This window comes from Microbacterium lacusdiani, from assembly GCF_054779895.1.
The window spans coordinates 354,817-378,810 of record NZ_BAAGXJ010000003.1 but is presented as its reverse complement, the minus strand read 5'-3'; the positions used below and the strand labels follow the sequence as shown (position 1 = coordinate 378,810).

At 74.6% G+C, this 23,994-nt stretch carries 23 protein-coding genes; 9 read left to right on the top strand and 14 right to left on the bottom strand.

The genetic code is table 11. The features are described 5' to 3' along the window. Window positions 1-491: 491 nt before the first annotated feature. The 3 genes from ACYVGN_RS03950 to ACYVGN_RS03940 are packed head-to-tail and all read right to left on the bottom strand — an operon-like array spanning window position 492 to window position 5,628. A complete protein-coding gene (locus ACYVGN_RS03950; RefSeq protein WP_460788901.1) occupies window positions 492-2,624 on the bottom strand; it encodes a molybdopterin oxidoreductase family protein in 2,133 nt (710 codons plus the stop codon). After that, a complete protein-coding gene (locus ACYVGN_RS03945) occupies window positions 2,621-4,189 on the bottom strand; it encodes an FAD-dependent oxidoreductase (RefSeq protein WP_460788900.1) in 1,569 nt (522 codons plus the stop codon). The genes ACYVGN_RS03950 and ACYVGN_RS03945 overlap by 4 nt, the downstream gene beginning before the upstream one ends. A gap of 8 nt (window positions 4,190-4,197) precedes the next feature. Further along, on the bottom strand, window positions 4,198-5,628 hold the full coding sequence (locus ACYVGN_RS03940) for an MFS transporter (protein WP_460788898.1): 1,431 nt from the start codon (window positions 5,626-5,628) through the stop codon (window positions 4,198-4,200). Window positions 5,629-5,889: 261 nt separating this feature from the next. Here ACYVGN_RS03940 and ACYVGN_RS03935 point away from each other — a divergent pair, with 261 nt between their 5' ends. The 3 genes from ACYVGN_RS03935 (at window position 5,890) to ACYVGN_RS03925 (ending at window position 7,843) form a co-directional block, all read left to right on the top strand. After that, window positions 5,890-6,381, top strand: a complete 492-nt coding sequence (locus tag ACYVGN_RS03935) for a MogA/MoaB family molybdenum cofactor biosynthesis protein (protein WP_055991127.1) — start codon at window positions 5,890-5,892, stop codon at window positions 6,379-6,381. After that, complete coding sequence (locus tag ACYVGN_RS03930) at window positions 6,378-6,836, top strand: molybdenum cofactor biosynthesis protein MoaE (RefSeq protein ID WP_460788897.1); 459 nt, start codon at window positions 6,378-6,380, stop codon at window positions 6,834-6,836. The genes ACYVGN_RS03935 and ACYVGN_RS03930 overlap by 4 nt, the downstream gene beginning before the upstream one ends. A 146-nt stretch (window positions 6,837-6,982) precedes the next feature. Then, window positions 6,983-7,843, top strand: coding sequence for an NmrA family NAD(P)-binding protein (locus tag ACYVGN_RS03925; protein WP_055991131.1), 861 nt, complete (start codon window positions 6,983-6,985; stop codon window positions 7,841-7,843). A 42-nt stretch (window positions 7,844-7,885) separates the two neighbouring features. On the opposite strand, the gene ACYVGN_RS03920 is transcribed toward ACYVGN_RS03925, so the two are convergent. Genes ACYVGN_RS03920 through ACYVGN_RS03900 form a run of 5 tightly spaced genes read right to left on the bottom strand, consistent with a single transcriptional unit; the run spans window position 7,886 to window position 11,266 of the window. After that, window positions 7,886-8,119, bottom strand: coding sequence for a MoaD/ThiS family protein (locus ACYVGN_RS03920; RefSeq protein WP_460788895.1), 234 nt, complete (start codon window positions 8,117-8,119; stop codon window positions 7,886-7,888). Then, window positions 8,116-8,400 carry a DUF6457 domain-containing protein gene (locus tag ACYVGN_RS03915; RefSeq protein ID WP_055991134.1) on the bottom strand — a complete coding sequence of 95 codons (285 nt, stop codon included), beginning with the start codon at window positions 8,398-8,400 and terminating at the stop codon, window positions 8,116-8,118. The genes ACYVGN_RS03920 and ACYVGN_RS03915 overlap by 4 nt, the downstream gene beginning before the upstream one ends. A 3-nt stretch (window positions 8,401-8,403) precedes the next feature. Beyond that, window positions 8,404-8,877, bottom strand: a complete 474-nt coding sequence (gene moaC / locus ACYVGN_RS03910) for a cyclic pyranopterin monophosphate synthase MoaC (protein WP_460788893.1) — start codon at window positions 8,875-8,877, stop codon at window positions 8,404-8,406. Beyond that, entirely contained in the window at window positions 8,874-10,115 is a 1,242-nt protein-coding gene (locus ACYVGN_RS03905) for a molybdopterin molybdotransferase MoeA (RefSeq protein WP_460788891.1), read from the bottom strand. The genes moaC and ACYVGN_RS03905 overlap by 4 nt, the downstream gene beginning before the upstream one ends. Continuing rightward, window positions 10,112-11,266 carry a ThiF family adenylyltransferase gene (locus tag ACYVGN_RS03900; protein ID WP_460788889.1) on the bottom strand — a complete coding sequence of 385 codons (1,155 nt, stop codon included), beginning with the start codon at window positions 11,264-11,266 and terminating at the stop codon, window positions 10,112-10,114. The genes ACYVGN_RS03905 and ACYVGN_RS03900 overlap by 4 nt, the downstream gene beginning before the upstream one ends. 83 nt (window positions 11,267-11,349) lie before the next feature. Here ACYVGN_RS03900 and modA point away from each other — a divergent pair, with 83 nt between their 5' ends. The 4 genes from modA to moaA all read left to right on the top strand — a co-directional run bounded on the left by modA (window position 11,350) and on the right by moaA (window position 15,351). Next, window positions 11,350-12,087, top strand: coding sequence for a molybdate ABC transporter substrate-binding protein (modA, locus tag ACYVGN_RS03895; RefSeq protein ID WP_460788887.1), 738 nt, complete (start codon window positions 11,350-11,352; stop codon window positions 12,085-12,087). Between the two features lie 95 nt (window positions 12,088-12,182). Then, on the top strand, window positions 12,183-13,019 hold the full coding sequence (locus tag ACYVGN_RS03890; protein WP_134745179.1) for an ABC transporter permease: 837 nt from the start codon (window positions 12,183-12,185) through the stop codon (window positions 13,017-13,019). Further along, window positions 13,016-14,173: a sulfate/molybdate ABC transporter ATP-binding protein gene (locus ACYVGN_RS03885; RefSeq protein WP_460788885.1), complete on the top strand. Its 1,158-nt coding sequence runs from the start codon at window positions 13,016-13,018 to the stop codon at window positions 14,171-14,173. The genes ACYVGN_RS03890 and ACYVGN_RS03885 overlap by 4 nt, the downstream gene beginning before the upstream one ends. Window positions 14,174-14,289: 116 nt before the next feature. Then, the gene (gene moaA, locus ACYVGN_RS03880; protein ID WP_460788883.1) at window positions 14,290-15,351 is read left to right on the top strand and encodes a GTP 3',8-cyclase MoaA; all 1,062 of its coding nucleotides are present in this window, start codon (window positions 14,290-14,292) and stop codon (window positions 15,349-15,351) included. Between the two features lie 49 nt (window positions 15,352-15,400). Here moaA and ACYVGN_RS03875 read toward each other — a convergent pair whose 3' ends face one another. The 6 genes from ACYVGN_RS03875 to map form a co-directional block, all read right to left on the bottom strand. Further along, window positions 15,401-16,087: a sirohydrochlorin chelatase gene (locus ACYVGN_RS03875; RefSeq protein WP_460788881.1), complete on the bottom strand. Its 687-nt coding sequence runs from the start codon at window positions 16,085-16,087 to the stop codon at window positions 15,401-15,403. Next, on the bottom strand, window positions 16,084-17,247 hold the full coding sequence (locus ACYVGN_RS03870) for a uroporphyrinogen-III synthase (RefSeq protein WP_460788879.1): 1,164 nt from the start codon (window positions 17,245-17,247) through the stop codon (window positions 16,084-16,086). Before ACYVGN_RS03870 ends, ACYVGN_RS03875 begins: the two co-directional genes overlap by 4 nt. Window positions 17,248-17,317: 70 nt before the next feature. Beyond that, on the bottom strand, window positions 17,318-18,544 hold the full coding sequence (gene cobA, locus ACYVGN_RS03865) for a uroporphyrinogen-III C-methyltransferase (protein ID WP_460789224.1): 1,227 nt from the start codon (window positions 18,542-18,544) through the stop codon (window positions 17,318-17,320). 5 nt (window positions 18,545-18,549) lie between these two features. Continuing rightward, window positions 18,550-19,032: a nitrite reductase (NAD(P)H) small subunit gene (locus ACYVGN_RS03860; RefSeq protein WP_055991161.1), complete on the bottom strand. Its 483-nt coding sequence runs from the start codon at window positions 19,030-19,032 to the stop codon at window positions 18,550-18,552. Further along, a complete protein-coding gene (gene nirB / locus ACYVGN_RS03855) occupies window positions 19,029-21,623 on the bottom strand; it encodes a nitrite reductase large subunit NirB (protein ID WP_460788877.1) in 2,595 nt (864 codons plus the stop codon). Before nirB ends, ACYVGN_RS03860 begins: the two co-directional genes overlap by 4 nt. Before the next feature lie 311 nt (window positions 21,624-21,934). Then, on the bottom strand, window positions 21,935-22,708 hold the full coding sequence (map, locus tag ACYVGN_RS03850) for a type I methionyl aminopeptidase (RefSeq protein WP_460788876.1): 774 nt from the start codon (window positions 22,706-22,708) through the stop codon (window positions 21,935-21,937). Window positions 22,709-22,832: 124 nt separating this feature from the next. On the opposite strand from map, the gene ACYVGN_RS03845 reads away from it, so the two are divergent. Next, entirely contained in the window at window positions 22,833-23,261 is a 429-nt protein-coding gene (locus ACYVGN_RS03845; RefSeq protein WP_460788874.1) for an MFS transporter permease, read from the top strand. 197 nt (window positions 23,262-23,458) lie between these two features. After that, window positions 23,459-23,809: a 50S ribosomal protein L19 gene (gene rplS / locus ACYVGN_RS03840; protein ID WP_055991170.1), complete on the top strand. Its 351-nt coding sequence runs from the start codon at window positions 23,459-23,461 to the stop codon at window positions 23,807-23,809. The last annotated feature ends 185 nt before the right edge of the window (window positions 23,810-23,994 follow it).

Below are 23,994 nucleotides of genomic sequence, written 5' to 3'. Positions count from 1 at the left end.
GGCCACCGACATTCACCGGGCCGGAAAGCGCAGATCAGCGATTCAAACCGAATCTGTGGACAAGTCCTCGCGGGCGGCGCCCTGTGGACGAGCGGTGGGCCGGTCGGCAGGGAGGTTCGGACACGTTTCGACTCCGGCGCTGGCGCGCCTCCGCTCAACGACCACAGGGTAGGGGCGGCGCTGGCGCTCGCTTCGCTCAAGGCCCGGAGGGGTGGGCCGGCGTTGGCGCTCGCTTCGCTCAACGACCGAAAGGGGGAGCCGGTCTCGACGGGCAGACGCTCGCGGCGTAGTGGGCGGGCATTCCGGGAGGTCGAGATGAATGCCAAGCGGACCCTTCAGAAGGCGGCGGTCGCCTGCGGCGCCGCGGGCGTGGCAGTCGTCCACGATCGTCTCGGCGTCCCTGATGGTGGCGTGGGGCATCGTGGGCGCGGCGAGCATCGGCGTCCTCTACTGGCCGGCCATCCTGTGCTCGGTCGCGTCGGTGTTCGCGCCTACGCGGTCACCACGCGGGTCAGGGTCACCACGGCGTTCTTGAACTCCGGCATCGACGAGATGGGATCGAGTCGGTCGCTCGTCAGCAGGTTCGCGCTCGCGCCGTCGGGGAAGTGGAACGGGAGGAACACGGTGTCGGGCCGGATGTCCGAGCTCACGCCCACGCGGGCCTCGACGGCGCCGCGCCGGTTCTCCAGCCGCACGAGATCGCCGTCGGCGACGCCGCGATCGCGGGCGGTCGCGGGGTGCAGCTGGGCCACGAGCTCGGGACGGGCGTCGTTGAGCTCCGGCACCCGGCGGGTCTGGGCGCCCGACTGGTAGTGCTCGAGCAGCCGACCGGTGATGAGGCTCAGCTCGCCGCCGTGCGGCGTCTCGGGGGAGTAGGAGCGGACCGCCACGAGCCGTGCGCGGCCGTCCGCGTGCGCGAACCGGTCGGCGAACAGCCGCGGCGTGCCGATCCCTCCCGGCGGGTACGGCCAGTGGGCGCCGACGCCCTCCGCCTCGAGCGCGTCCAGCGTCGCGTGGCTGAGGCCGGAGTAGTCGGCGAGCCCGCCCGCCGAAGCGCGCGCCAGCTCGTCGAACACCAGCGACGGATCCAGGTCCCACGTGCCCGGGGCGTCGAACCGGCGGGCGAGCTCGGCCATGATCCACAGCTCGCTGCGCGGCCCCGCGGGCGGCTCGAGGGCGCGGCGCCGGCGCAGCACACGGCCCTCGAGGTTGGTCATCGTGCCGTCCTCCTCGGCCCACTGCAGCACGGGCAGCACGACGTGGGCCAGGCGCGCGGTCTCGGACAGGAAGAAGTCGCTCACGACGAGCAGGTCGAGGCGCGCGAGCGCGTCGCGCACCGACTGCACGTTGGGCGAGGACACCACGACGTTCGAGCCGTGCACCAGCAGCGCCCGCACGCCGCCGGGGCGGCCGCAGCTCTGCAGCAGCTGCACGGCGGGGATCCCGGGCCCGGGGATGATCACGGGGTCGACGCCCCACACGGCCGCGACGTACTCGCGAGCGGCCGGGTCGTCGATCTTGCGGTAGCCCGGCAGCTGGTCGGACTTCTGACCGTGCTCGCGGCCGCCCTGCCCGTTGCCCTGGCCCGTCAGCGTGCCGTAGCCGCTGCCCGGAGTGCCGGGCAGCCCCAGCAGCAGCGCGAGGTTGATCGCGGCGGTGGCGGTGTCGGTGCCGTCGGCGTGCTGCTCGACGCCCCGCCCCGTGAGGATGTACGTCGATCCGGATTCCGCCAGCCGCCGCGCGAGCGACCGGATCGCCGCGGCCGGAACGCCCGTGACCTGCTCGGCGCGCTCGGGCCACCACATCGAGACCGAGCGGCGCAGCGCTTCGAAGCCGCGTGTGCGTCGGTTCACGTAGTCAGCGTCGAAGAGACCCTCGGCGATCACGACGTGGATCAGGCCGAGCAGGAGGGCGAGGTCGCTGCCCGGCACGGGCTGCACGTGCTGGCCCGCGCCGTCCGCCGTGAGCCGGGCGGTCGTGCTGCGACGCGGATCCACGACGATCAAGCCGCCGCGCGCCCGCGCGCCCTGCAGGTGCGACACGAACGGCGGCATGGTGTCGCCCACGTTCGAGCCGAGCATCAGGATGGTCTCAGCCGTGTCCAGGTCCGTGAGCGGGAACGGCAGCCCGCGGTCCACGCCGAACGCGCGGTTCGCGGCGGCCGCGGCCGACGACATGCAGAACCGGCCGTTGTAGTCGATCCGGGACGTGCGCAGCGCGATGCGGGCGAACTTGCCGAGCTGATACGCCTTCTCGTTCGTGAGGCCGCCGCCGCCGAAGATCCCGACCGCGTCGGCGCCGCTCTCCCGCTGGATCGCGCGGAGGCGCTCCGCGATGAGGTCGAGGGCCTCGCCCCACGTGGCCGGGTGCAGCTCGCCGTCCGCGCCGCGCACGAGCGGGGACGTGAGCCGGTCGGGCGCGGCGAGCAGCTCGTTCGAGCTCCAGCCCTTGCGGCACAGGCCGCCGCGGTTCGTGGGGAACTCGCGCCCCTCGACCGACACCGGCAGCCGCTCGCCGGGCGTCGGCGTGAGGGTCATGGCGCACTGCAGCGCGCAGTACGGGCAGTGGGTCGCGGCCGTCTGCGCGGGGGCGGACGGCGCGTCGGTCAGCGAAGCGGGCGTCATGCGGGCGCCACCTCGCGGGCCGAGATGAGCTCGGCGATCCGCGCGCGGCAGCCGCCGCAGCCGGTGCCGGCGCGCGTGCACCGGCCCACATCCGCCACGGTCTCGCAGCCATCGTCGAGCGCGTCCTCGATCGCCCCGGCCGTGACGCCGTTGCACACGCACACCGTGGCGTCGCGCCCGGTCGCGATCGGGCCCTGGTCCTCGTCCGCGTCGAGGCGCAGCAGCAGGGATCGGTCGGCCGGCAGCTCGCCCGCACGCGCGTACAGAACGCTCAGCTCCGCGGCGGTGCGCGGCATCCCGACCGACACGAAGCCCGTGAGGACGCCGTCGCGGCTGACCATCTTCACGTACGTGCCGTGCTGCGGGTCGGCCCACATCGCCACGCCCGGGGCGGTCTCTCCCGCGGGAACGGGGGCGAACGGGTCGGCCGACACGTCGCCCGCCGAGACCAGGTCCACCTGCTCCGCCTTGAGCGCCACGACGCCCGGCACGTCCTCCGCGAACGGCATCGCCTCCAGGCCGTCGAGCTCGGCGCGCAGCGCACGCGCGAGCCATTCGGCCTGGCGCCAGCCGGGGCCGATCAGGCCGCTGGGCCCGCCCGGCACGTGCGCTTCGTGCAGCAGCGCGGGGTCGCCGCCGTGCTCGAACACGTGCGCGCAGTCGCCGATCGCGTGGATGTCCGGGTCCGTCCACGAGCGCAGGCGCGCGTCGACGAGCACGCCGCGGTCGACGCGCAGCCCGGCCGTCTCGGCGAGCTCGGTGCGCGCCCGCACGCCGCACGACAGCACGAGCAGGTCGCCCTCGATGCGGCGGCCGTCCGAGCTCACGAGCGCACGGAAGCGGCGCACGCCGTCGCCTTCATCCCGCGCGATGATCGCCTCCGCGCGCGTGTGCGGCACGACGTGGACGCCGGCGGTCTCGAGCGCCGCCGCGAGCACCGAGGCCGATCCGCGGTCGAGCTGACGCGGCATCGGCATGGGGCCGAAATGCGCGACCTGCGGGACGGCGCCCGCGCGCGCGAGCAGAAGGGCCAGCTCGATCCCGAGCACCCCGGCGCCCAGCACGACCACGCGGCCGCCCGTCGCGACCACGCCGCGCACGTGCTCGGCGTCCTCGGGGGTGCGCAGCACGCACACCCCCGAGGTCAGGGCGAGATCGAGGCCGGAGTCGTCCGGTCCCAGGTGCTCCAGCCCGTCGAGCGTCGGCACGATCGCACGCGCGCCCGTGGCGAGCACGACGCGGTCGTACGCGAGGCGGCGCCCGTCGCTCAGCTCGACCTCCCGTGCGCCGCGATCCAGCGATGTCGCGCGCACGCCGGTGACGACGTCGGCGCCGGCGGCGCGCAGCTCGGACAGATCGGCGATCGCGAGGTCGTCGCGCTCCAGCTCGCCCGTGGCGTACTCCGCGACCAGCACGCGGTTGTACGGCTCGTGCATCTCGGCGCCGACGATCGTCAGCGCGACGCGTCCCGTCGCGATCTCAGGGAGCAGCTCCTCCGCGAAGCGCACGCCGACCGGGCCGAGCCCGATGAGCACGACCCGGAGGGCGGGGGAGTCCTGGAACATCCGGCCCCTCAGATCCGGTGACCGGCGAGCGAGGCCCGCGGCACGATGTACACGACGGCCGTGATGGTCATGAGCACGGCGTAGGCGGCCACGAAGCCCCAGAACGCCGCGACGTAGCCGCCGGTCGCCGCGTGCGACGCGTTCAGCACCTGCGGGATCACGAAGCCGCCGTAGGCGCCGATCGCCGAGATCAGGCCCAGCGCCGCCGCGCCCTGGCGCTGCGTGCTCACCGCGTGCGGGTCGCCCGCGGTCGCCGCGCCGCGCGCCGCGAAGATGCTCGGGATCATCCGGTACGTCGCGCCGTTGCCCATGCCCGTGGCGACGAACAGCAGCAGGAAGCAGCCCAGGAACACCCAGAAGCTGCCGAGCGGCAGGGTCAGGATGAGCGACAGCGCGCCGAGGATCATGACGCCGAACGCCGCGACCGTCATCCGCGCCCCGCCGAAGCGGTCGGCGAGCTTGCCGCCGTAGGGACGGGCCAGCGACCCGACGAGAGCACCCATGAACGCCAGCGACAGCGACGCCCCGGCCACCTGGAAGGTCGAGAACTCGGGGAACTGGTCGGCGATCAGCTTGGGGAACACGCCCGCGAAGCCGATGAACGAGCCGAACGTGCCGATGTACAGCACGGCCATGATCCACAGGTGCGGCTCGCGCAGGGCGGACGCGGCGCCCGCGAAGTCCGCCTTGGCGGAGGACAGGTTGTCCATGAAGCGGTACGCGCCCCACATCGCGACGAGGATCAGCGGGATCCACATCCAGCCCGCGAGCTGGATGTTGAAGGTGCCGGCCGCGCCGAGCGTGACCGCGATGGGCACGAGCAGCTGCGCGATCGCGGTGCCGATGTTGCCGCCGGCCGCGTTGAGGCCGAGCGCCCAGCCCTTCTCGCGCTGCGGGAAGAAGTACGTGATGTTGGCCATCGAGCTGGCGAAGTTGCCGCCACCCACGCCGCCGAGCGCGGCGATCAGCAGCAGCACGCCGAACGGCGTCTCGGGGTTCTGCACCGCGAAGCCGAGCGCCGTGGCGGGGATGAGCAGCAGCGCGGCCGACACGATGGTCCAGTTGCGGCCGCCGAACGTCGCGACCGCGAACGTGTACGGGAAGCGCAGCGTGGCGCCGACGAGGCTGGGCAGCGAGATCAGCCAGAACGACTCGGTGGTCGTGAGCGTGAATCCGGCGTTCGGCAGCATCACGACGACGATGCTCCAGAGCTGCCAGATGATGAAGCCGAGGAACTCGGCGAAGATCGACCAGCCCAGGTTGCGGCGGGCGATCGCACGGCCCTGCGACGCCCAGAACGCGGCGTCCTCGGGGTTCCAGCCGTCGATCCAGCGGCCGGGGCGGAAGGTCAGGGTGGTCTGCGGCGCCTCGACGGAGGCGGACGGGGCGGTGCCCGATGCGGTGATGCTGGGTGCGGTGGAGCTGAGCGGCGTGGCCATGGCGACTCCTCGGAGGTCAGCGGATGCGGGGGACATCGGGTGGGGCGATTCCGACCGTAGGGCGGGCGTGTTTCGGCGCCGCGCGTGCGCCCGTTACCTCTCCATCACCGTTCGATCACCGCCCGGGCGCAGGTCGGTTGAGGGCTTCGTCACACGCCGGAAACATCGCGCCCCGGTGGCCGGCCGGAGGGTGCGGCTCCGGGAGCCGAGAGGTCTCGGCGAGCGGAGCCCGGCCGGCGCCGGGGTCCTTAGACTCGGGGCATGGATGATGCCGGGAAGCCGCCGCGCGCCGCGGTGATCACGGTGAGCGACCGCTCCGCGCGGGGCGAGCGCGAAGATCTGTCCGGGCCCGAGGCGGTCGCGGCGCTGCGCGTCGCGGGCTTCGACTGCGACGACGCCGTGGTGGTTCCCGACGGCGCCGAGAGCGTCGAGCGCGCGCTGGCCGCCATGATCGCGGCCGGGGCGGGCGTCATCGTCACGACGGGCGGCACCGGGCTCGGTCCGAGGGACCAGACGCCCGAGGGCACGCTGCGCGTGATCCAGCGCGAGGTGCCGGGCATCGCCGAGGAGCTGCGGCGGATCGGCGCGGCCGAGAAGCCCGCGGGGATGCTGTCGCGCGGCGTCGCGGGCGTCGCGCACGGCACGCTCATCGTGAACCTGCCGGGCTCGCCCGCGGCCGTGCGCAGCGGCATGCCCGTCGTGGTGTCGATCGCCCGTCACGCCGCCTCGCAGCTCGCCGGGGAGGACCATTGAGCGCCGGCACAGAGGGCGCTCTCGCGGCGGAGACCGTGCGGATCGCGCGGATCTCGGCCACGCCGATCCGGCTGGACGAGCACGTCGCCGCGATCGACGACCCGCGGATGGGCGCCGAGACCTCGTTCGTGGGGCGCGTGCGCGATCATGATCCGGATGCGCGCGGCGCGGTCTCGGCGCTGGAGTACACGTCCCACCCCGACGCGGAGGCCACGCTGCACGCGATCGCGCTGCGCGCGGGGGAGGCCCACGGCGCGATCGTCGCCGTGAGCCATCGCATCGGCCGTCTGGAGGTGGGCGAGGCGGCGGTCGTGATCGCGGTCGCCGCGCCGCACCGCGCCGAGGCCTTCGCCGCCTGCCGCGAGGTCATCGAGGACATCAAGCGCGAGCTCCCGATCTGGAAGCGGCAGATCGAGGCCGACGGCACGGCGGAGTGGAAGGGCCTCGGCGGCTGAGCGCGCCCGCCGCGAGAATGCATTCCTGAGGGATCGGAAAGAAAGCCGAATCCTTCTGCGGTGTGTCGGTTGATTCGCGTCGCGCACCGGCGCATTCTCGGAATCAGCCGACCTCAGAGGCGAGTCGGCGGAGACGGAGGACCCGAATGTCCATCGCAGTCACGGGAGCCAGCGGACGGCTCGGCTCGTACATCATCGACGCCCTCGTCGAGCGCGGCGTCTCGCCCACCGACATCGTCGCCATCACGCGCACGCCCGAGGGGGTGCGGTTCCGGGACCGCGCCGTCACCGTGCGGCAGGCCGACTACGACGATCCGGCCTCACTCGACCTCGCCTTCCGCGGCGTCGAGCGGCTCATGCTCGTGGCGGGCACCGAGATCGGCCGGCGTCTCGGCCAGCACCGCAACGTGATCGCGGCCGCCGAGCGGGCCTGGGTGGGGTGCATCGTCTACACGAGCATGCTTGGCGCGGACACCGCCGGGCTGACCCTGGCCGAGGAGCACCGCGAGACCGAGGCGGCACTGCGGCAGACCCGCATCCCCACGACGTTCCTCCGCAACGGCCTCTACCTCGACACGTTCATGGAGCAGGCCCCGCAGCATGTGGCGCGCGGCGAGGTGCTGGGCGGCCCGGGCCGGATCGCCGCCGCGCATCGCCGCGACTACGCCGACGCCGCCGCGGCGGCCGTGCTCACGCCGTGGGCCGGGCGGGTCTACGAGCTGGGCGGAAGCCCGTTCACGCTCGAGGAGTACGCGCGCGAGCTCTCCCGCGTCTCCGGCAAGGACGTGGCCTACCGGCCGCTGCAGGGGGACGCGCTGCGCGCCGCCCTGGTCGCGCAGGGCATGACGGAGACCGAGGCCGTGCTGGCCGTGGAGCTCGACGAGGCCGCGGCGCGCGGTGCGCTCGACACCGACTCCACCGAGCTGGTGGAGCTCAGCGGCCGTCGCCCGACCACGCTCTCGGACGCCGTGCGCCAGGCGCTCGCGCCGCAGGTCGCGGCTGCCTGACCGCGGGGGCCGGCTGACCGCCGGACCGCCTGACCTCCCGGCTCAGCCTCCCGCGAACGGCGGCAGCACGTCGACCGTCGCGCCGGCGGCGAGCGGCGCGTCGTCGTCGCGACGCTCGCCGTCGACGAGGACCGCGCACCGCGGCAGAATGCCCGCGAGCGCCGGATGCTCGGCGATCAGCGCGGCGCGGAGCGCGCCGAGCGTGCCCTCGGTCCGCTGCTCCTCGGCGCGGCCGGCGGCCTCCTCCGCCGCGGCGAAGAAGCGGACCCGGCTCACGCCGGCTCCCCGCCGGTGCGCGAGCGCCACGCGTGCGCGAGCTCCGTGACGTCCGCGACCGCCTGGGCGATGTCGTCGGGAGAGCCGCCTGCGCGGCCCGCCGCGAGACCCGCGAGGAACGCGGTCAGCGGGGCGGCCGGGCGAGCGACGCCGTGCGCGACGTCGCGTGCGAGGTCGAGGATCAGCGTGACCGGGACGTCGTCGGGCGACAGCCCGAGGGTCTCGCTCGCCGCGCGGGCCCACTCGTCGAGCGCCTCGGGGGGAAGCGTGCGATCGCTCATCGTTCAGTCCTCCTCGCGCGTCCAGGATCCGCTCCGCCCGCCGATCTTCGCGACGATCCGGGCGTTCTCGATGCGGGCCGAGCGATCCATGCCCTTCACCATGTCGACGACCGACAGCGCCGCGATCGCGACGGCCGTCAGGGCCTCCATCTCGACGCCCGTGCGGTCGGCCGTGCGCACCGTGGCCTCGATCGCGACGCCCTCGTCCTCGACCGCGAGGTCGACGGCCGCGCCGTGCACGCCGATCACGTGCGCGAGCGGCAGCAGCTCGGCGCAGCGCTTCGCGCCCTGGATGCCGGCGATCCGCGCGACCGCCAGCACGTCGCCCTTGGGCACTGCGCCGTCGCGCAGCGCCGCCACGGTCTCGGGGGCGACGCGCACGAAGCCCCGTGCGGTCGCAGAGCGGACGGTCGGCTGCTTGTCGGTCACGTCGACCATGCGGGCGTGACCGGCGGCGTCGAGGTGGGTGAAGCTCATGGCAACAGCATGACATCGACGAGGTCGCCCTCGGCGACCGCGTCGACCTCGGCGGGCACGACCGCGTAGGCCTCGGCGCGCGCGAGACCGGCGGCCAGGTGCGAGCCCGAGCCACCGGCGGTCGCGGGCCGCACGGTCCAGCGCGCCGGGTCGGAGCGGTCGATCGCGGCCGGCAGGTACTGGCGGCGTCCCGGGGGCGTGCGCCAGCCCGTCGCGGCGGGAAGACGGAGCACGGGGCGGTGCAGGTCCTCGCGGCCCTGCATCGCGAGCAGCGCGGGGCGCACGAAGGTCTCGAACGACACGGCCACGCTCACGGGGTTCCCCGGGAGCCCGAACAGCAGCGCCCCGTTCGACAGCCGCCCGAAGGCCTGCGGCTTGCCGGGCTGCATCGCGACCCGGGTGAAGGCGATCTCGCCCTCGAGCGCGTGCCGGACGACCTCGTACGCGCCGGCGCTGACGCCTCCGGACGTGATCACGACGTCCGCCTCGCTCGTCTCGGCGAGCAGCGCGCGCAGCTCGTCGGGGTCGTCGGACACGCACGCGGCCCGCAGCAGCTCGGCGCCGGTCGCGCGCACGAGCCCCGCGAGCAGCACCGAGTTCGACTCGGGGATCTGGCCGCGCTCGAGCTCGGCGCCGGGCTCCACGAGCTCATCGCCGGTGGAGACGACCACGACGCGCGGGGGCCGCGCCACGATCACGCGGTCCACTCCGGTCGCGGCCGCGGCCGAGAGCTCGAGCGGTCCGAGCCGCGCGCCGGCCGGGATCACCAGACTGCCCGCCGGCTGGTCCTCGCCGCGACGACGGATGTGCGCGCCGACGGCCCGGGGAGCGCGGATCACCCGGATGTCGCCGAGCGAGTCGGCGAGGCCTCCGGCCGTGTCCTCGAACGGCACGATGGCGTCGGCGTCGCTCGGGACCGGCGCCCCCGTCATGATGCGCACGGCCTCGCCGGGCGCCAGCGCAGGGTCTTCGGACGATCCCGCCGGGAGATCCGCGACGACGCGGAGCACGATGGGCTCGTCGGCCGACGCGTGCGCGACATCCGCGCAGCGCACGGCGAAGCCGTCCATCGCGGAGTTGTCGAACACGGGCACGTCGACCCGTGCGTGCACGGGCTCCGCGAGCGTCAGCCCGACAGCGCCCGGCAGCGTCAGGGTGATCGGGCCGTTCGGCTGGATCGCGGCGAGCACGTCCGCGAGCTGCTCTTCCACGGTGCGGAGCGGGCCGGGCGCGGTCATGTCGTCACCGCCGGCTCGACCAGGGGCTCCGGCCAGGTGCGGATGCCGCCGTCCAGGGTCCGGGCGTCGATCCCGTGTGCCGCGAGCAGCGCCGCCCCCTCGGCCGAGCGCACACCGCTGAGGCACACGACCACGACGGGGCGCCCGTCCGCCGCGTCGCGCACGCGGGCGGTCGCGGCGCCCGGATCGGCGCGCAGTTCGCCGAGCGGCACGTGGAGCGCGCCGGCGATCGTGCCGGACCGCACCTCGTCCGGCTCGCGGACGTCCACCACGAGAGGCGCGGCGGGCGAGCCGAGCGCGCCGGCGAGCTCGGCGGGCCGCACGCGCGCTGGCCCGGACGCGGCCGGCGCCGCGACCGCGGCCTCGGGCGAGCGTCCGCGCAGCGGCACCTCGCGCTGCGTCGCGCGCAGGCCGTCGATCACGAGGATGCGGCCCAGCAGAGGCGCGCCGATGCCCGCGATCAGCGTGATGGCCTGGGTCGCCATGAGCGCGCCGACCTGCAGGCAGAGCGATCCGAGCACGCCGACCTGCGCGCACGTCGGGACATCCCCGGCGCTTCCGGCCGGGTAGAGGTCGGAGAGCCGCACCGCGGCCGCGCCGGCCGGTGGCGCGGACCAGAACACGGTCACCTGCGCGTCGAAGCCCTGCACGGTGCCCCAGACGAGCGGCACGCCGAGCACGTCGCACGCCTCGGCCACCGCAAGGCGCGTGTCGAACGTGTCGCTGCCGTCCAGCACCACGTGCGCCCCGGCCAGCAGCCGGGCGGCGTTCTCGGGCGTGAGGCGCTCGCGCACGGAGCGCACGCGCCCCTCCGGCGCGAGGTCGGCGGCGGCACGCGCGGCGGAGTCGACCTTCGGACGGCCGACGTCGGCCATCCGGTGCAGCAGCTGCCGCTGCAGGTTCGAGGTCTCCACCACGTCGTCGTCGATCACGGTCAGCGTGCCGACCCCCGCCGCCGCGAGCGCCAGCACGGCGGGCGAGCCGAGGCCGCCCGCGCCGACGATCGCGACGTGGGCCGCGGCGAGCCGGCGCTGTCCGAGCTCGCCGAGCGGTGCGAGCACGTGGTGCCGCGCGGTGCGTGCGCTCTCCGCGGCGCTCAGCGCGGCGACCGGCTCGACCAGCGGCGGCAGCGAGACGGGGGTGGGGGACATGCCGACAGCCTACGGCCGCGTGGGCGGCCACGGATCGGCCCGCGCGCCGCATCGCGGCCGGCTGCGCGTGCCAGGATCGGAGGGTGCGTGCCGCCCGGATCCTCGCGGCCGCCGCGGCCGCGGCGGTGCTGCCCGGATGCGCGCCGGCGGCTCCCGAGGGCGGTGCGCTGACGGTGTACGCGGCCGCGTCGGTCGCGCCCGCCATGGAGGAGATCGCCCAGGCGTTCGAGGCGCGGCATCCCGGCGTCGATGTGCGGCCGATCGTCTCGGACGGATCCCAGGTTCTCGCGACGCAGCTCGAGGAGGGCGCGCCGGCCGACGTCTTCGCGAGCGCGGACGAGGCCACCATGGCGCGCGTCGCCCCGCTGATCCACGATCCCGCGGTGCTCGCGACGAACACGCTCGTGCTCGCGGTGCCCCCGGGGAATCCGGCGGGCGTGCAAGCGCTCGAGGATCTCGCGCGCCCGGATGTGACCGTCGTGCTGTGCGCCGAGGACGTGCCGTGCGGCGCGGCGAGCGCGCGGCTCCTCGATGCCGCGGGCGTCGCGGTCGAGCCCGCGAGCCTCGAGCAGAACGTCGGCGGCGTGGTGACGAAGATCGCGGTGGGGGAGGCGGACGCCGGGCTCGTGTATCGCACGGACGCCCTCCGCGGCGACGTCGTCGCGATCGAGGCGGACGGGGCCGACGAGGTCGTGAACCGCTATCCCATCGCGGTGCTCCGCGCCGCGCCGAACCCGGAGGCGGCGCGGGAGTTCGCCGAGTTCGCGGCCGGGCCCGAGGGGCGCGCGATCCTCGCCGAGCTCGGCTTCGGGGCGCCGTGACGCCGCGGGCGGGCTGGCGCGGGAGCGGCGGGGTGCGCGGACGGCGCGGTCCGCGCAATGATCGGGTGTCGGATGTCGAATCGGGGGAGACGACCATGACGGATGACCGACGCGCGCGCCCGCCGCGCGCGAGAGACGCCGCCGCCGGGCACCTGCCCCGCATCCTGGCGCTCCCGGCGATCCTGGGCCTCGCGCTGCTCGTCGTGCCGCTCGGGGGTCTCGTCGCGCGCGCGGACTGGAGCCGGCTGTGGGTCGACGTGTCGGCCCCCGCGGCGCGCGACGCGCTCGTCCTCTCGCTCGTCACGGGCGCGATCGCGACCGCCGTGTGTCTGGCGCTCGGCGTCCCGCTGGCGCTGCTGATCGCGCGGTCGCGGTCGTGGATCGCAGCGGTGCTGCGGGTGCTGGTGACCGTTCCGCTCGTGCTGCCGCCCATGGTGGGCGGCGTCGCGCTGCTGCTCCTGTTCGGGCGCACGGGGCCGGTCGGCGGGTGGCTCAACGGAGCGGGGCTGGCCCTGCCGTTCACGACGGCGGCGGTCGTGATCGCCCAGGTGTTCGTCGCGCTGCCGTTCCTGGTGCTCGCGGTCGAGGCCTCGGTCCGCTCGATCGGGGTCGACTACGAGCGCACCGCCGCGTCGCTCGGGGCGGGGCGCTGGCACGTGCTGTGGCGGGTCACGCTGCCGCTCGCGGCGCCGGGCCTGGTCGCCGGCGTCGTACTCTGCTTCGCGCGCGCGATCGGCGAGTTCGGCGCGACCGCGCTGTTCGCGGGCAACAGCCCCGGCGTCACGCAGACCATGCCCCTCGCGATCTACACGGCCTTCAACGGCTCCGGTGTCGACCAGGGTCCCGCCGTGGCGCTGTCGCTGCTGCTGCTCGTCACGGCCGTCGCGGTGCTGCTGCTCGTGCGCGGCTGGCGACCCGGGAGCGTGCGATGAGCCGCGCGGTCGTGCCCGCCGGCACGCACCCCGTGGATCGGGCGGACGCGGCCCTCGAGGCCGACGTCGTGGTGCGCCGCGGCGCGTTCCGGCTGGACGCCGCGCTGCGCGCGCCGCACGGCGCCGTGACCGCCGTGATGGGACCGAGCGGCGCCGGCAAGTCGACGCTGCTCGCCGCGCTGGCGGGGGACGTGCGGCTCTCTTCCGGGTCCATCCGCCTGCCGGACGGCACCGTGATCACCCGCCGCCGGCACCTGCCCGCCTCGCGGCGCGGCGTCGTCCTGCTCGGCCAGGATCCGCGGCTGTTCCCGCACCTCTCCGTCCGGGAGAACGTCGCGTTCGGGCTCGCCGTACGGGGCACGCGAAAGGACGTCGCGCGCCGGGCGGCGGACGAGTGGCTGTGGCGCGTCGGACTGTCGGGCTCGGGCGATCACCGCCCCCGTGAGCTCTCCGGCGGTCAGCAGCAGCGCGTGGCGCTGGCCCGCGCGCTGGCCGTGACGCCCCGCCTGCTGCTGCTCGACGAGCCCCTCACCTCGCTCGACGCAGAAACTGCGGCGGACATCCGCGCCGTGCTGCACGATCAGCTGTCCTCCACGCGGACGACCGCGCTCATCGTGACGCACGATGCGTTCGATGCCGCCGCGCTCGCCAAGCGGGTCGTCGTGATCGAGCGCGGGCGCGTGACGCAGGAGGGGGCTGTGCGCGACGTGCTCGAGGCCCCTGCAACCGGGTTCGTGGCGGCCGTGGCCGGGCTCAACCGCGTGCACGGGGTCGCGGACGGCGGCGCCTGGCGCGCGGACGGCGTCGACGGCGACGTGCGGCTCGGCACCGCCGAGCCCGCGAGCGCGGCGGACGGCGCCGCCGTCGTGGCCGTGTTCCGCCCGGCGGACGTGCGCGTCGAGCGCGCAGCAGCCGAGGAGACCTGGACCGGCGCGCTCCGCCTCGCGCGCGAGGCCCCGCATCCGGCCGGGCGCTGGCTCGCCCGCGTGGTGCGCCTCGAGCCCACTCCGGGAGGCGCCCGCGTGCACACGACGCGCCCCGACGTCGTCGCGGAGGTGACCGCGGCCCAGCTCGCGGCCCTGGAGCTCGCGCCCGGCGATCCGGTGCGGCTCGCGCTCGAGCCCGAGGACGTCCGCCTGCTGCCCGCGGGCTGACGACTCACGGCATGTGCGGGCGGCGGCGGCGCGCGCCCCCGCCGCCCGGGAGGACATGTCGCGGGTGGCGCCACGTGCGCCGACGGACCGTAGGCTGGATGGATGAGGCGAGGGTCATGACCGCGGTGCCGGTCGCGATCGGCCGCCGGGCGGAGCCCGTCGGCGACCTCGCCGCGTCCGGCCCTCTCGTCGACACCTTCGGGCGCGTGCACCGCGACCTGCGGATCTCGCTCACGGACCGGTGCTCGCTGCGCTGCACGTACTGCATGCCGGAGCAGGGCAACGAGTGGCTCGCGAAGACGAGCATCCTGACCCTGGACGAGATCGAGCGCGTCGCGCGCATCGCGGCCGCGGCGGGGATCACGACGTTCCGCCTCACGGGCGGCGAGCCGCTGCTGCGCACGGACATCGTCGAGGTCGTGCGCCGGCTCGCGCGGATCGAGGGGCCCGACGGCCCCGTGCAGATCGCGATGACGACCAACGGCATCCGGCTGCGTGAGTCCCTCCCGGGGCTGATCGACGCCGGGCTGTCGCGCCTGAACATCTCGATCGACACGCTGCGTCGCGACCGCTTCCGCGACCTCACGCGCCGTGACCGCCTGGACGACGTGCTGGACGGCATCGCCGCCGCCGCGGAATCCGGGCTGCGCCCGCTCAAGCTCAACGCGGTCGCGATGCGCGACGTGAACGACGACGAGCTGGTCGACCTGGTGGAGTTCGCGGTCGGGCACGGCGCGCAGCTGCGCTTCATCGAGCAGATGCCGCTCGACGCCGGCCACACCTGGTCGCGCGAGCGGATGGTGACGCGCGAGGAGATCCTCGCCGCGCTGTCCGCCCGGTGGGAGCTGACGCCCGTGCCGGGGCGCGGCGGAGCGCCCGCCGAGACGTGGCTGCTCGACGGCGGCCCTGCGCGCGTCGGCGTGATCGCGTCGGTCACGGCGCCGTTCTGCGGCGCGTGCGACCGCCTCCGGCTCACCGCGGACGGCCAGCTGCGCAACTGCCTGTTCTCGACCACCGAGTTCGACCTGCTGCCCATCCTGCGCGGCGATTCCGACGATCTGGACCGCGACCTGGACGCCATGCTGCGCGGGTGCATCCTGCGCAAGCTCCCGGGCCACGCGATCGACGATCCGTCGTTCCTCCAGCCCGCGCGGGGCATGAACGCGATCGGCGGCTGACGGATCGGGCCAGCGCGGATCGGCCTAGCGCGGATCAGGCCAGTGCGGATCAGGCCAGTGCGGAGGCGCCCTCGCGGTAGCGCTCGGCGATCACCTGGGCGACGCGGAGGTCGGGGGCGAGCGGAGCGGTGACGACGTCGGCGCCCGCGTCGGCCACGAGGTTGGCGAAGTAGCCCGGCGCGAGCACGTAGCTGGCGGCGACCACGCGCGGCGCGCCGGCCGCCCGGGCGGCGTCGACCGCCGCCGGGATCCGCGGATCGGCGCCGGCCGCGTAGCCGACCGTCACGGGCCGGTGGAGCAGCGCGGCGAGCAGCTCGCGCATCGCCTCGACGTCCGTCGCGGCCTCGGGGCGCGACGAACCGGCGGCGGCGAGCACGACGTGGTCGCCGTCCGCGAGCCCCGACTCCGCGAGCCGCTCGGACAGCACCTCGGCCAGGAGCGGATGGGGGCCCAGAGGAGCGGTCGCCGTCACGTCGGCGCGCGTCGCGGCCGCCCGCGCGATGTCGACGCCCGTGTGGAAGCCGGCCGACAGCAGCAGCGGCACGATCACCGCCGGGCCGTCCGTCGCGGCGACCACGTCGTCGATCGATGGGTCCTGCACGTCCACGAACGCCTCGGCGACGGACACCCCGGGCAGGAGCCCGCGCACCTGCTCGATGAGCGCGTGGACGGCGTCGCGGCCCTCGGCGAAGCGGGTGCCGTGCGAGCAGGCGATGAGCGTGGGCGTCGCGGTCATTCGGGATCCTCCACATTGAGACGGTAGCCGCGCTTGACGACCGTCTTGACCACGTCGGAAGCGCCCAGGGCCTCTCGCAGGCGCGCGACCGCCATCTCGACCGCGTGCGCGCTGTCGCCCGAGCGGGGCAGCGCACGCTGCAGGTCGGTGCGCGACACGACGCCGCCTCCGGCGCGGAACAGCGCGGCGAGGACGTCGCGGCTGGTGGGGGAGAGCGGGACGAACCGCCCGTCGAGCACGGCGCCGGCGCTGCGCAGCTCGAGCCGCCCGGCCGGCGTCAGGTGGGACGGGGCATGCCCGCCGCCGAAGTACGTGACGACCGCCCGCACGAGGGAGCCCAGCCTTCCGCGCTCCGCGATCAGGGTCTCGATGCCGGCCGCCACGAGCGGCTCCGCCGTGATCGGCCCCACCGCGGTCATGAGGAGCTGCCGCTCCGCGGCGAGCATCCCGATGTCCTCCAGCGCTCCGGCGCGCTCGGCCTCCTTCAGCCACTCGGCCGCTCCCGGCGCCGAGGTGAACAGCACCGCGTCCAGCTCTCCGCGTGCGGTGGCGAGCACGCTGCGGCGCACGAGCGCCGGGTCCGGCGGCGGTCCCCAGCGGTACACCGTGAGGCTCACGACCTGCGCCCCGTGGGATGCGAACAGCTCGTCGAGCCCGTCGGCCCCGGAGCCGTGATGCTGCACGGCGATGCGCTTGCCCGACACGCCCTCGGCCACGAGGTAATCGCCGAGCTCGGCGGCGGTCTCGGACTCGGCGACCCAGTCGGCCGTGAGCCCGGCCTGCTGGATCGCGCCGCGCGCCTTGGGGCCGCGGGCGACCAGCTGCGCGCCGCGGAAGGCCGCGAGCAGGTCGTCGGCCAGTCCGGCCTCCTCGGCCGCCTCGATCCAGCCCCGGAAGCCGACGCCGGTGGTCGCGACCACGACGTCCGGTGGGTCGGCGATCAGCTCGCGCGTGCGGGAGATCAGGGTGGCGTCGTCGATGTGCGACTCGATCGTGAGCGCGGGCGCCTGCTGCACGGTCGCGCCGTGGCGCTCGAGGGCCGCCGTGAGCTCGCTCGAGCGGCGGTCGACCGCGATGAGGATCGCGCAGCCGGTGAGCGCGTTCGAGAGCAGGCGGGCCGCGGGGGAGGGTTCGGGTGCGGTGTCCGGCACGTGGTTCACGTCCTCAGTGTCGGGGGTGGAGATTTCGCGGATGTGACGCGACGGCCCGTCGGGTGCGGACCGGGTCGGGTCAGGCCGCGTCGCCCGCGATCGCCGCGGCCGGTGCCGGCAGCAGGAGGTCGAGGCGCGCGACCTCGCCGATCACGATCACCGCGGGATTGCGCACGCCCGCCGCGCGGGCGTCGGCCACCGCCCGGGCCAGCGTCGTTCGGGTCGTGCGCTGCTGCGGCGTGTGCCCGCTCTCGACGATCGCCACCGGCCGGGTGTCGGGCGCTCCGGCCTCCATCGCGCCCGCGACGATGCGCTCGAGTGCCGCGACGCCCATGAGCACCACGGTCGTGACGGCGTCGTCCGCGAGCGCCGCGAGCGTGGATGCGGTCAGCGGCGCCTGGCCGTTGACGACGTGCATGGCGCCCGAGACGCCGCGGTGCGTCACGGGGATGCCGGCGGCCTGGGGGACCGACACGGCCGCCGTGGGGGCGGGGACGACCTCGACCGGCACGCCGGCCTCGAGGCACGCGGTGACCTCCTCGCCGCCGCGTCCGAACACGAACGGGTCGCCGCCCTTGAGTCGCACGACACGGCGTCCGGCGCGCGCGTGCTCCACGATCAGTGCGTTGATCGCCTCCTGCGGCACGGGGTGGTGCCCGGGGCGCTTGCCGACGTCGACGACCTCGACCTCGGGGTCGAGCTCGCTCAGCACGTCGACGGGACCCAGGCGGTCCGCGATCACGACGTCCGCCTCCGCCAGCAGCCGCCGCGCGCGCACGGTCATGAGGTCGACGGGGCCCGGGCCGCCGCCGACGAGGGCGACGCGGCCGCGCGCCGTCTCGCGCACGCGGCGCAGCGGCAGGGCGCCGCGGTCGGCGAGGGCCGCGATCGCGTTGCGGACCCGTGCCGCCCGGCGCGGGTCGACGCCGGCATCCGACGCGACGCCGATCACGACGTCTCCGGAGCGGGTCTCGGCGGTCAGCCGCGCGGATCCGTGTGCGCCGTCCGACGCGTTCACGCAGAACGTGCGGCGGGCCTCGCACCACGCCGCGACGTCGGCGTCGAGGCGGGCGCTTCCGGTCGCGGTGTGCACGAGCCACGCGCCGTCGACGTCGTCCTCGCGCACGGGGCGCGGTGCCCAGGCGATGCCGTGCCGGTCGACGAGCTCGCGCGTCGCGTCCGACAGCTCGGGGGCGACGACGCGGACGACCGCGCCCTCATCGAGCAGGCGGGGGAGACGGCGGGCGGCGACCGAGCCGCCTCCGACGAACAGCACGTCGCGTCCGGCGAGCGACACCCCGAGCATGGTCGTCACGATCGCGCTCCGTCCCACTTGATGTACACGTCCCCGTCCGAGACCGCGACGGGGAAGACGGGGATGTCGCGCGCATCCTTGCCCTGGGTCTCCACGACCATCCCGGTGCGGAGGTCCCACGCCTGCTTATGGAGGGGCGAGGCGATGGTGGGCACGTCCTCGCGCGCCCCGTCGTCGTCCGAGTATCCCGGAGGCGTGTTTCCCGACGGCGTCGCCGTGTTTCCGAGGGATTTCGTCCCGACGATGCCGCGCGAGAGGACGTTCGCGCCGCCGTACGGGTCGTAGTTGGAGACCGCGCGGACCGTGCCGTCGGTCAGCAGGAACAGCGCGACCTGCGTCGCGCCGCCCAGCAGGGCCGCGCGGCCGCGCTCGACCTCGAGGTCGCTCAGGGCGCACACGCGCACCCAGCCGGATGCGGAGCCGGCGGCGGGCGCCGCGGTCTCCGGGCGGTCTGTCTCGGGACGGGCGACCAGCGTCATCGACGCACCTCCAGCGTGGTTCCGGCGATCAGGACGGGGCCGTCTCCGCGCTCGGCGGCCTCGCGCTCCTCGGGCGAGGCGGGGCGCACCTGGCCGCGCTCGGGCACGTACGCGAGCGAGGGATCCGGAGTGTCGGGCGCGTTCACGAACGACGCGAAGCGCTTGAGCTTCTCGGGGTCGCGCAGCGTCGCGGCCCACTCGTCCTCATAGTTGTCGACGTGGCGCGCCATCTGCGCGTCCAGGTCGGCGCAGATCCCCAGGCTGTCCTCGAAGATCACGCGGCGCAGCTCCTCGATGCCGCCCTCGAGCTCCTCGAACCACGGGGCCGTGCGCTGCAGGCGGTCCGCCGTGCGGATGTAGTACATGAAGAACCGGTCGATCGCCGTGATCAGCGCGTCGTCGTCCAGGCCCTCGGCCAGCAGCTGCGCGTGGCGGGGCGTGAAGCCGCCGTTACCGCCGACGTACATGTTCCAGCCGTGCTCGGTGGCGATCACGCCCACGTCCTTGCCGCGGGCCTCGGCGCACTCGCGCGCGCAGCCCGAGACGCCGAGCTTGAACTTGTGCGGGGCCCGCAGGCCGCGGTAGCGCAGCTCGAGCTTGACGGCCATGCCGGCCGAGTCGAGCACGCCGTAGCGGCACCACGTCGAGCCCACGCACGACTTCACGGTGCGCAGCGACTTGCCGTACGCGTGGCCCGACTCGAAGCCGGCGTCCACCAGGCGCTGCCAGATCAGCGGCAGCTGCTCGAGGCGCGCGCCGAACATGTCGACGCGCTGGCCGCCCGTGATCTTCGTGTAGAGGCCGAAGTCCTTCGCGATCTGGCCGACCGCGATCAGTCCCTCGGGCGTGACCTCGCCGCCGGGCATGCGCGGCACGACCGAGTACGAGCCGTCCTTCTGCAGGTTGGCCATCACGTGGTCGTTGGTGTCCTGCAGCGTCGCGTTCTCGCCGTCGAGCACGTGCGCGCCCACCAGGCCCGACAGGATGCTCGCGATCGCCGGCTTGCAGATGTCGCAGCCGCGGCCGTGTCCGAAGCGCTCGATGATCGCGCTGAACGTCGTGAGCTCCGAGACGCGGATCGCGTCGAACAGCTGCCGGCGCGACATGTCGAAGTGCTCGCACATCGCGTTGCTGACGGTCTGGCCGAGCTTGGTCAGCTCCTTGCCGACGATCTTCTTGACCGCCACGAAGCAGGATCCGCAGGTGGCGCCGGCCTTGGTGCACGTCTTGACGGCGGTGGCGTCCATGCAGCCGTCCTCGTGCACGGCGCCGCGGATCCGGCCCGCGGTGACGCTCGAGCACGAGCAGACGATCGCCTCGTCGGGCAGGTCCCCGGTCGGGGCCTCGACGCCGTCGGCGGGCATCAGGTACGCGGCGGGGTCCCCGCCGAGCGCGCTGCCCACGAGCGGGCGCAGCGAGCCGTACGCCGACGCGTCGCCGACCAGGATGCCGCCGAGCAGGGTCTTGGCGTCGTCCGAGAGCACGAGCTTCTTGTAGACGCCCGCGACCGGGTCGGTGTAGACGACGTCCAGCGCGCCGGGCGTGGTGCCGAACGCGTCGCCGAAGCTTGCGACGTCGACGCCCGACAGCTTGAGCTTGGTCGAGTCGTCGTATCCGGGGAACGCCGCGGCGCCGCCGAGCAGGCGGTCGGCGGCGACCTCGGCCATGGCGTAGCCGGGCGCGACCAGGCCCACGCAGCGGTCCTCGAAGCTCGCGACCTCGCCGATCGCCAGGATGGCCGGGTCGCTCGTGAGGCAGCCCTCGTCGATCACGACGCCGCCGTGCGCGCCGATCTCAAGACCCGCCTCGCGGCCCAGCTCGTCGCGCGGGCGCACGCCGACCGTGAAGATCACGACGTCCGTGCGGGCGTACGAGCCGTCGCGGAACTCGAGGCCCGTGACGTGACCCGAGCGATCCGGGTCGAGGCGCGTGGTGCGGCTCTCGGTGCGCACAGCGATGCCCTTGGCCTCGATCAGGCGGCGCAGCGTCGAGCCGCCCGCGAGGTCCAGCTGCGCTGACATGAGCCGGTCCGACGACTGCACGACCGTGCACTCCACGCCGAGGCCCTGCAGCGCGCCGGCGGCCTCCAGGCCCAGCAGGCCGCCGCCGATCACGGTGCCCGCGAGCGGCCGGCCGAGCTCGGCGGAGCGGGACTCCACGAACGCGCGGATGCCCGCGACGTCGTCGAGCGTGCGGTACACGAACGTGCCGGGCAGGTCGGCGCCGTCCGCTCCGGGACGGGCCGCGTAGGAGCCGGTCGCGAGCACCAGGCGGTCGTAGGCGATCTCGGCGCGCGAGCGCGTCGTGACGGTGCGCGCCGAGCGGTCGATCCGGATGACGGGGTCGCCGGGCGTGAACGAGAGGCGCTCGTCGTCGAGCACGCCGCGGTCGAGCGTGAGGTCGTCGGCGCCCGCGCCCGAGAAGAAGCCGGTGAGGCCGACGCGGTCGTACGGATGGCGGCCCTCGTCGCCGATCAGCGTGACGCGCACGTCGGCGTCGGTGCGGCTCAGCAGGCTCTCGACGAAGCGGTGCGCCACCATGCCGGCGCCGACGACGACGATGCGACGGGGTGTTTCGGTCGAGGCGGTCATCTCGCTCCTGCCGGTGGGGGACGGTGTGGATTCCCACGGTAGGAACGGCGTGTTTCGCCGCGGCGCGGCGTTCGATTACCCCGAGCGAACGATTCCCTCACGTCGGGGCGGCGCCGCGTGTGAGTTCCGCGCGGCGCGAGATGTCATCCCCGGCCCGAGACCGCATCCCCGGCCCGAGACCGCATCCCCGGCACGAGACCGCATCCCCGGCCCGAGACCGCATCCCCGGCCCGAGACCGCATCCCCGGCACGAGACCGCGGTGGTCCGCTGCGGTCTCGGGGCGGCGTTGCCGTCTCGGCGGGGGCCTCGCTCAGAGGCCGGTGCGGTCGGTGAGGACGATCGGGCCGTCCTCGGTGATCGCGATGGTGTGCTCCGAGTGCGCGCCGCGCGAGCCGTCCGCGCTGCGCAGCGTCCAGCCGTCCGGGTCGGTGATGAGCTCGTCGGTGGTCTGCAGGAACCACGGCTCGATCGCGATCACGAGGCCCGGCTTGAGGGGGAAGCCCCGGCCAGGGCGGCCGTCGTTGGGGACGTGCGGGTCGCCGTGCATGATGCGGCCGACGCCGTGTCCGCCGAAGTCCGTGTTGATGCTCAGGCCCTCGCCGCGGGCGACGGCGGCGATCGCGGCCGAGATGTCGCCGATCCGGTTGCCGACCGTGGCCGCCGCGATCGCGGCGTCCAGCGCGCGCTCGGTCGTGTCGATCAGCGCGAGGTCCTCGTCGCGCGGGGTGCCGACCACGAACGACACGGCCGAGTCGGCGACCCATCCGTCGACGGACGCCGCGAAGTCGAGCGTGACGAGGTCGCCGTCGCGCAGCGCGTAGTCGAAGGGGAGGCCGTGGAGCACGGCGTCGTTGATCGACGTGCAGATCACCTTGCCGAACGGGCTGGCGCCGAACGACGGGTGGTAGTCGATGTAGCAGGACTCCGCGCCCGCCCTGCGGATCATGTCGTGCGCGCGCCGGTCGAGCGCGAGCAGGTTGGTGCCGACCTTGGTCTCCTCGCGCAGGGTCGCGAGCACCTCCGCGACGAACCGGCCCGCGGGCCGCATCCGCTCGATCTCGGCCGGGGTGCGCAGTTCGATCATCAGAGTCCTCTCACTCGCGTCCATTCTCCCTGATCCGTCTGGACGGCCGGTGGCATCCTGTGTCTTCCTCATGGATCGGGATCCGACCCGCCCGTCGGCGGGCGAGCGCGCCTAGCATCGGGACATGGCCCTCCGTCGTCTGCTCTCCCGCTGGCTCTGGCCCGCGGCCGTCGTGCTGCCCCTCTGGCTGCTGATCGGCTGGGGCGTGTCGGGGGCGAACGGATGGGCCTTCCTGTGGGTGCTCTTCATCGCCGTGCCGTCGGTCCTGATCGGCCAGGTCGTGCTGACCCTGCTGAACCGCGCCCGCCCGTCCGTGCGGCGCACGGGTGCCGTGTCCTGGCTCGACGTCGCGGGCTTCGGGGTCTGGCACGCCCTGACGATCGCGGTCGGTCTGTTCGTGGAGGCCTGGTTCGGCCTCACGCTGGCGCTCGCGATCCTCGCCGCCGTCGGCCTCCTGTGGCTGCAGCTCTGGCAGCTGTGGCGCGAGGCGTCGCCGTCGCGGCTGCTCCGCACCCCCTCCACGTCGAACGTCATCGTCATCGACGAGCGCTGACGCGCCCGGGCCCGGCCCGCGGCGTGCGATCGGTTCTGATAAGATCGCTGTTTGTGCCGTGGCCGGTGCAGCTGTCGCTGTGCCCGCTTCGCCGCTCTGCCTCAGGGGAGCCGAAGGTCGTCCGACCTCACAGCACACGCAGACAACCACCATCTCAGACGCGGCCGACCTGTGGCGGCCGCAGGAAGTGATCCGATATGCACATCCTCGACACCGTCGACGCCGCCTCGCTGCGCACCGACATCCCCGAGTTCGGCCCCGGCGACACCGTCAAGGTCCACGTCAACATCGTCGAGGGCTCGCGCTCGCGCATCCAGGTCTTCCAGGGTGTCGTGATCGGCCGCCAGGGCGACGGCGTCCGCGAGACCTTCACGGTCCGCAAGATCAGCTTCCAGGTCGGCGTGGAGCGCACCTTCCCGGTGCACTCGCCGGTCATCGACCACATCGAGGTCGTTACCCGCGGTGACGTGCGCCGCGCCAAGCTGTACTACCTGCGCAACCTGCGCGGCAAGAAGGCGAAGATCAAGGAGAAGCGCGACAACGGCTGAGCCCGCGTCCCACTCCCATGGAACCCCGCGACCGATCGGTCGCGGGGTTCCGTGCATCCGGGCATGGGCGGCGGCGACGCGATGCGCGCGACGTGCGCGGATCGTCGGCGGGCCGACGGTCGCACGGGTCCGGATGTGCGAACCTGGAAGGAGCGCTCCGGACCGGGCGCGGCAGTCGAAGGAAC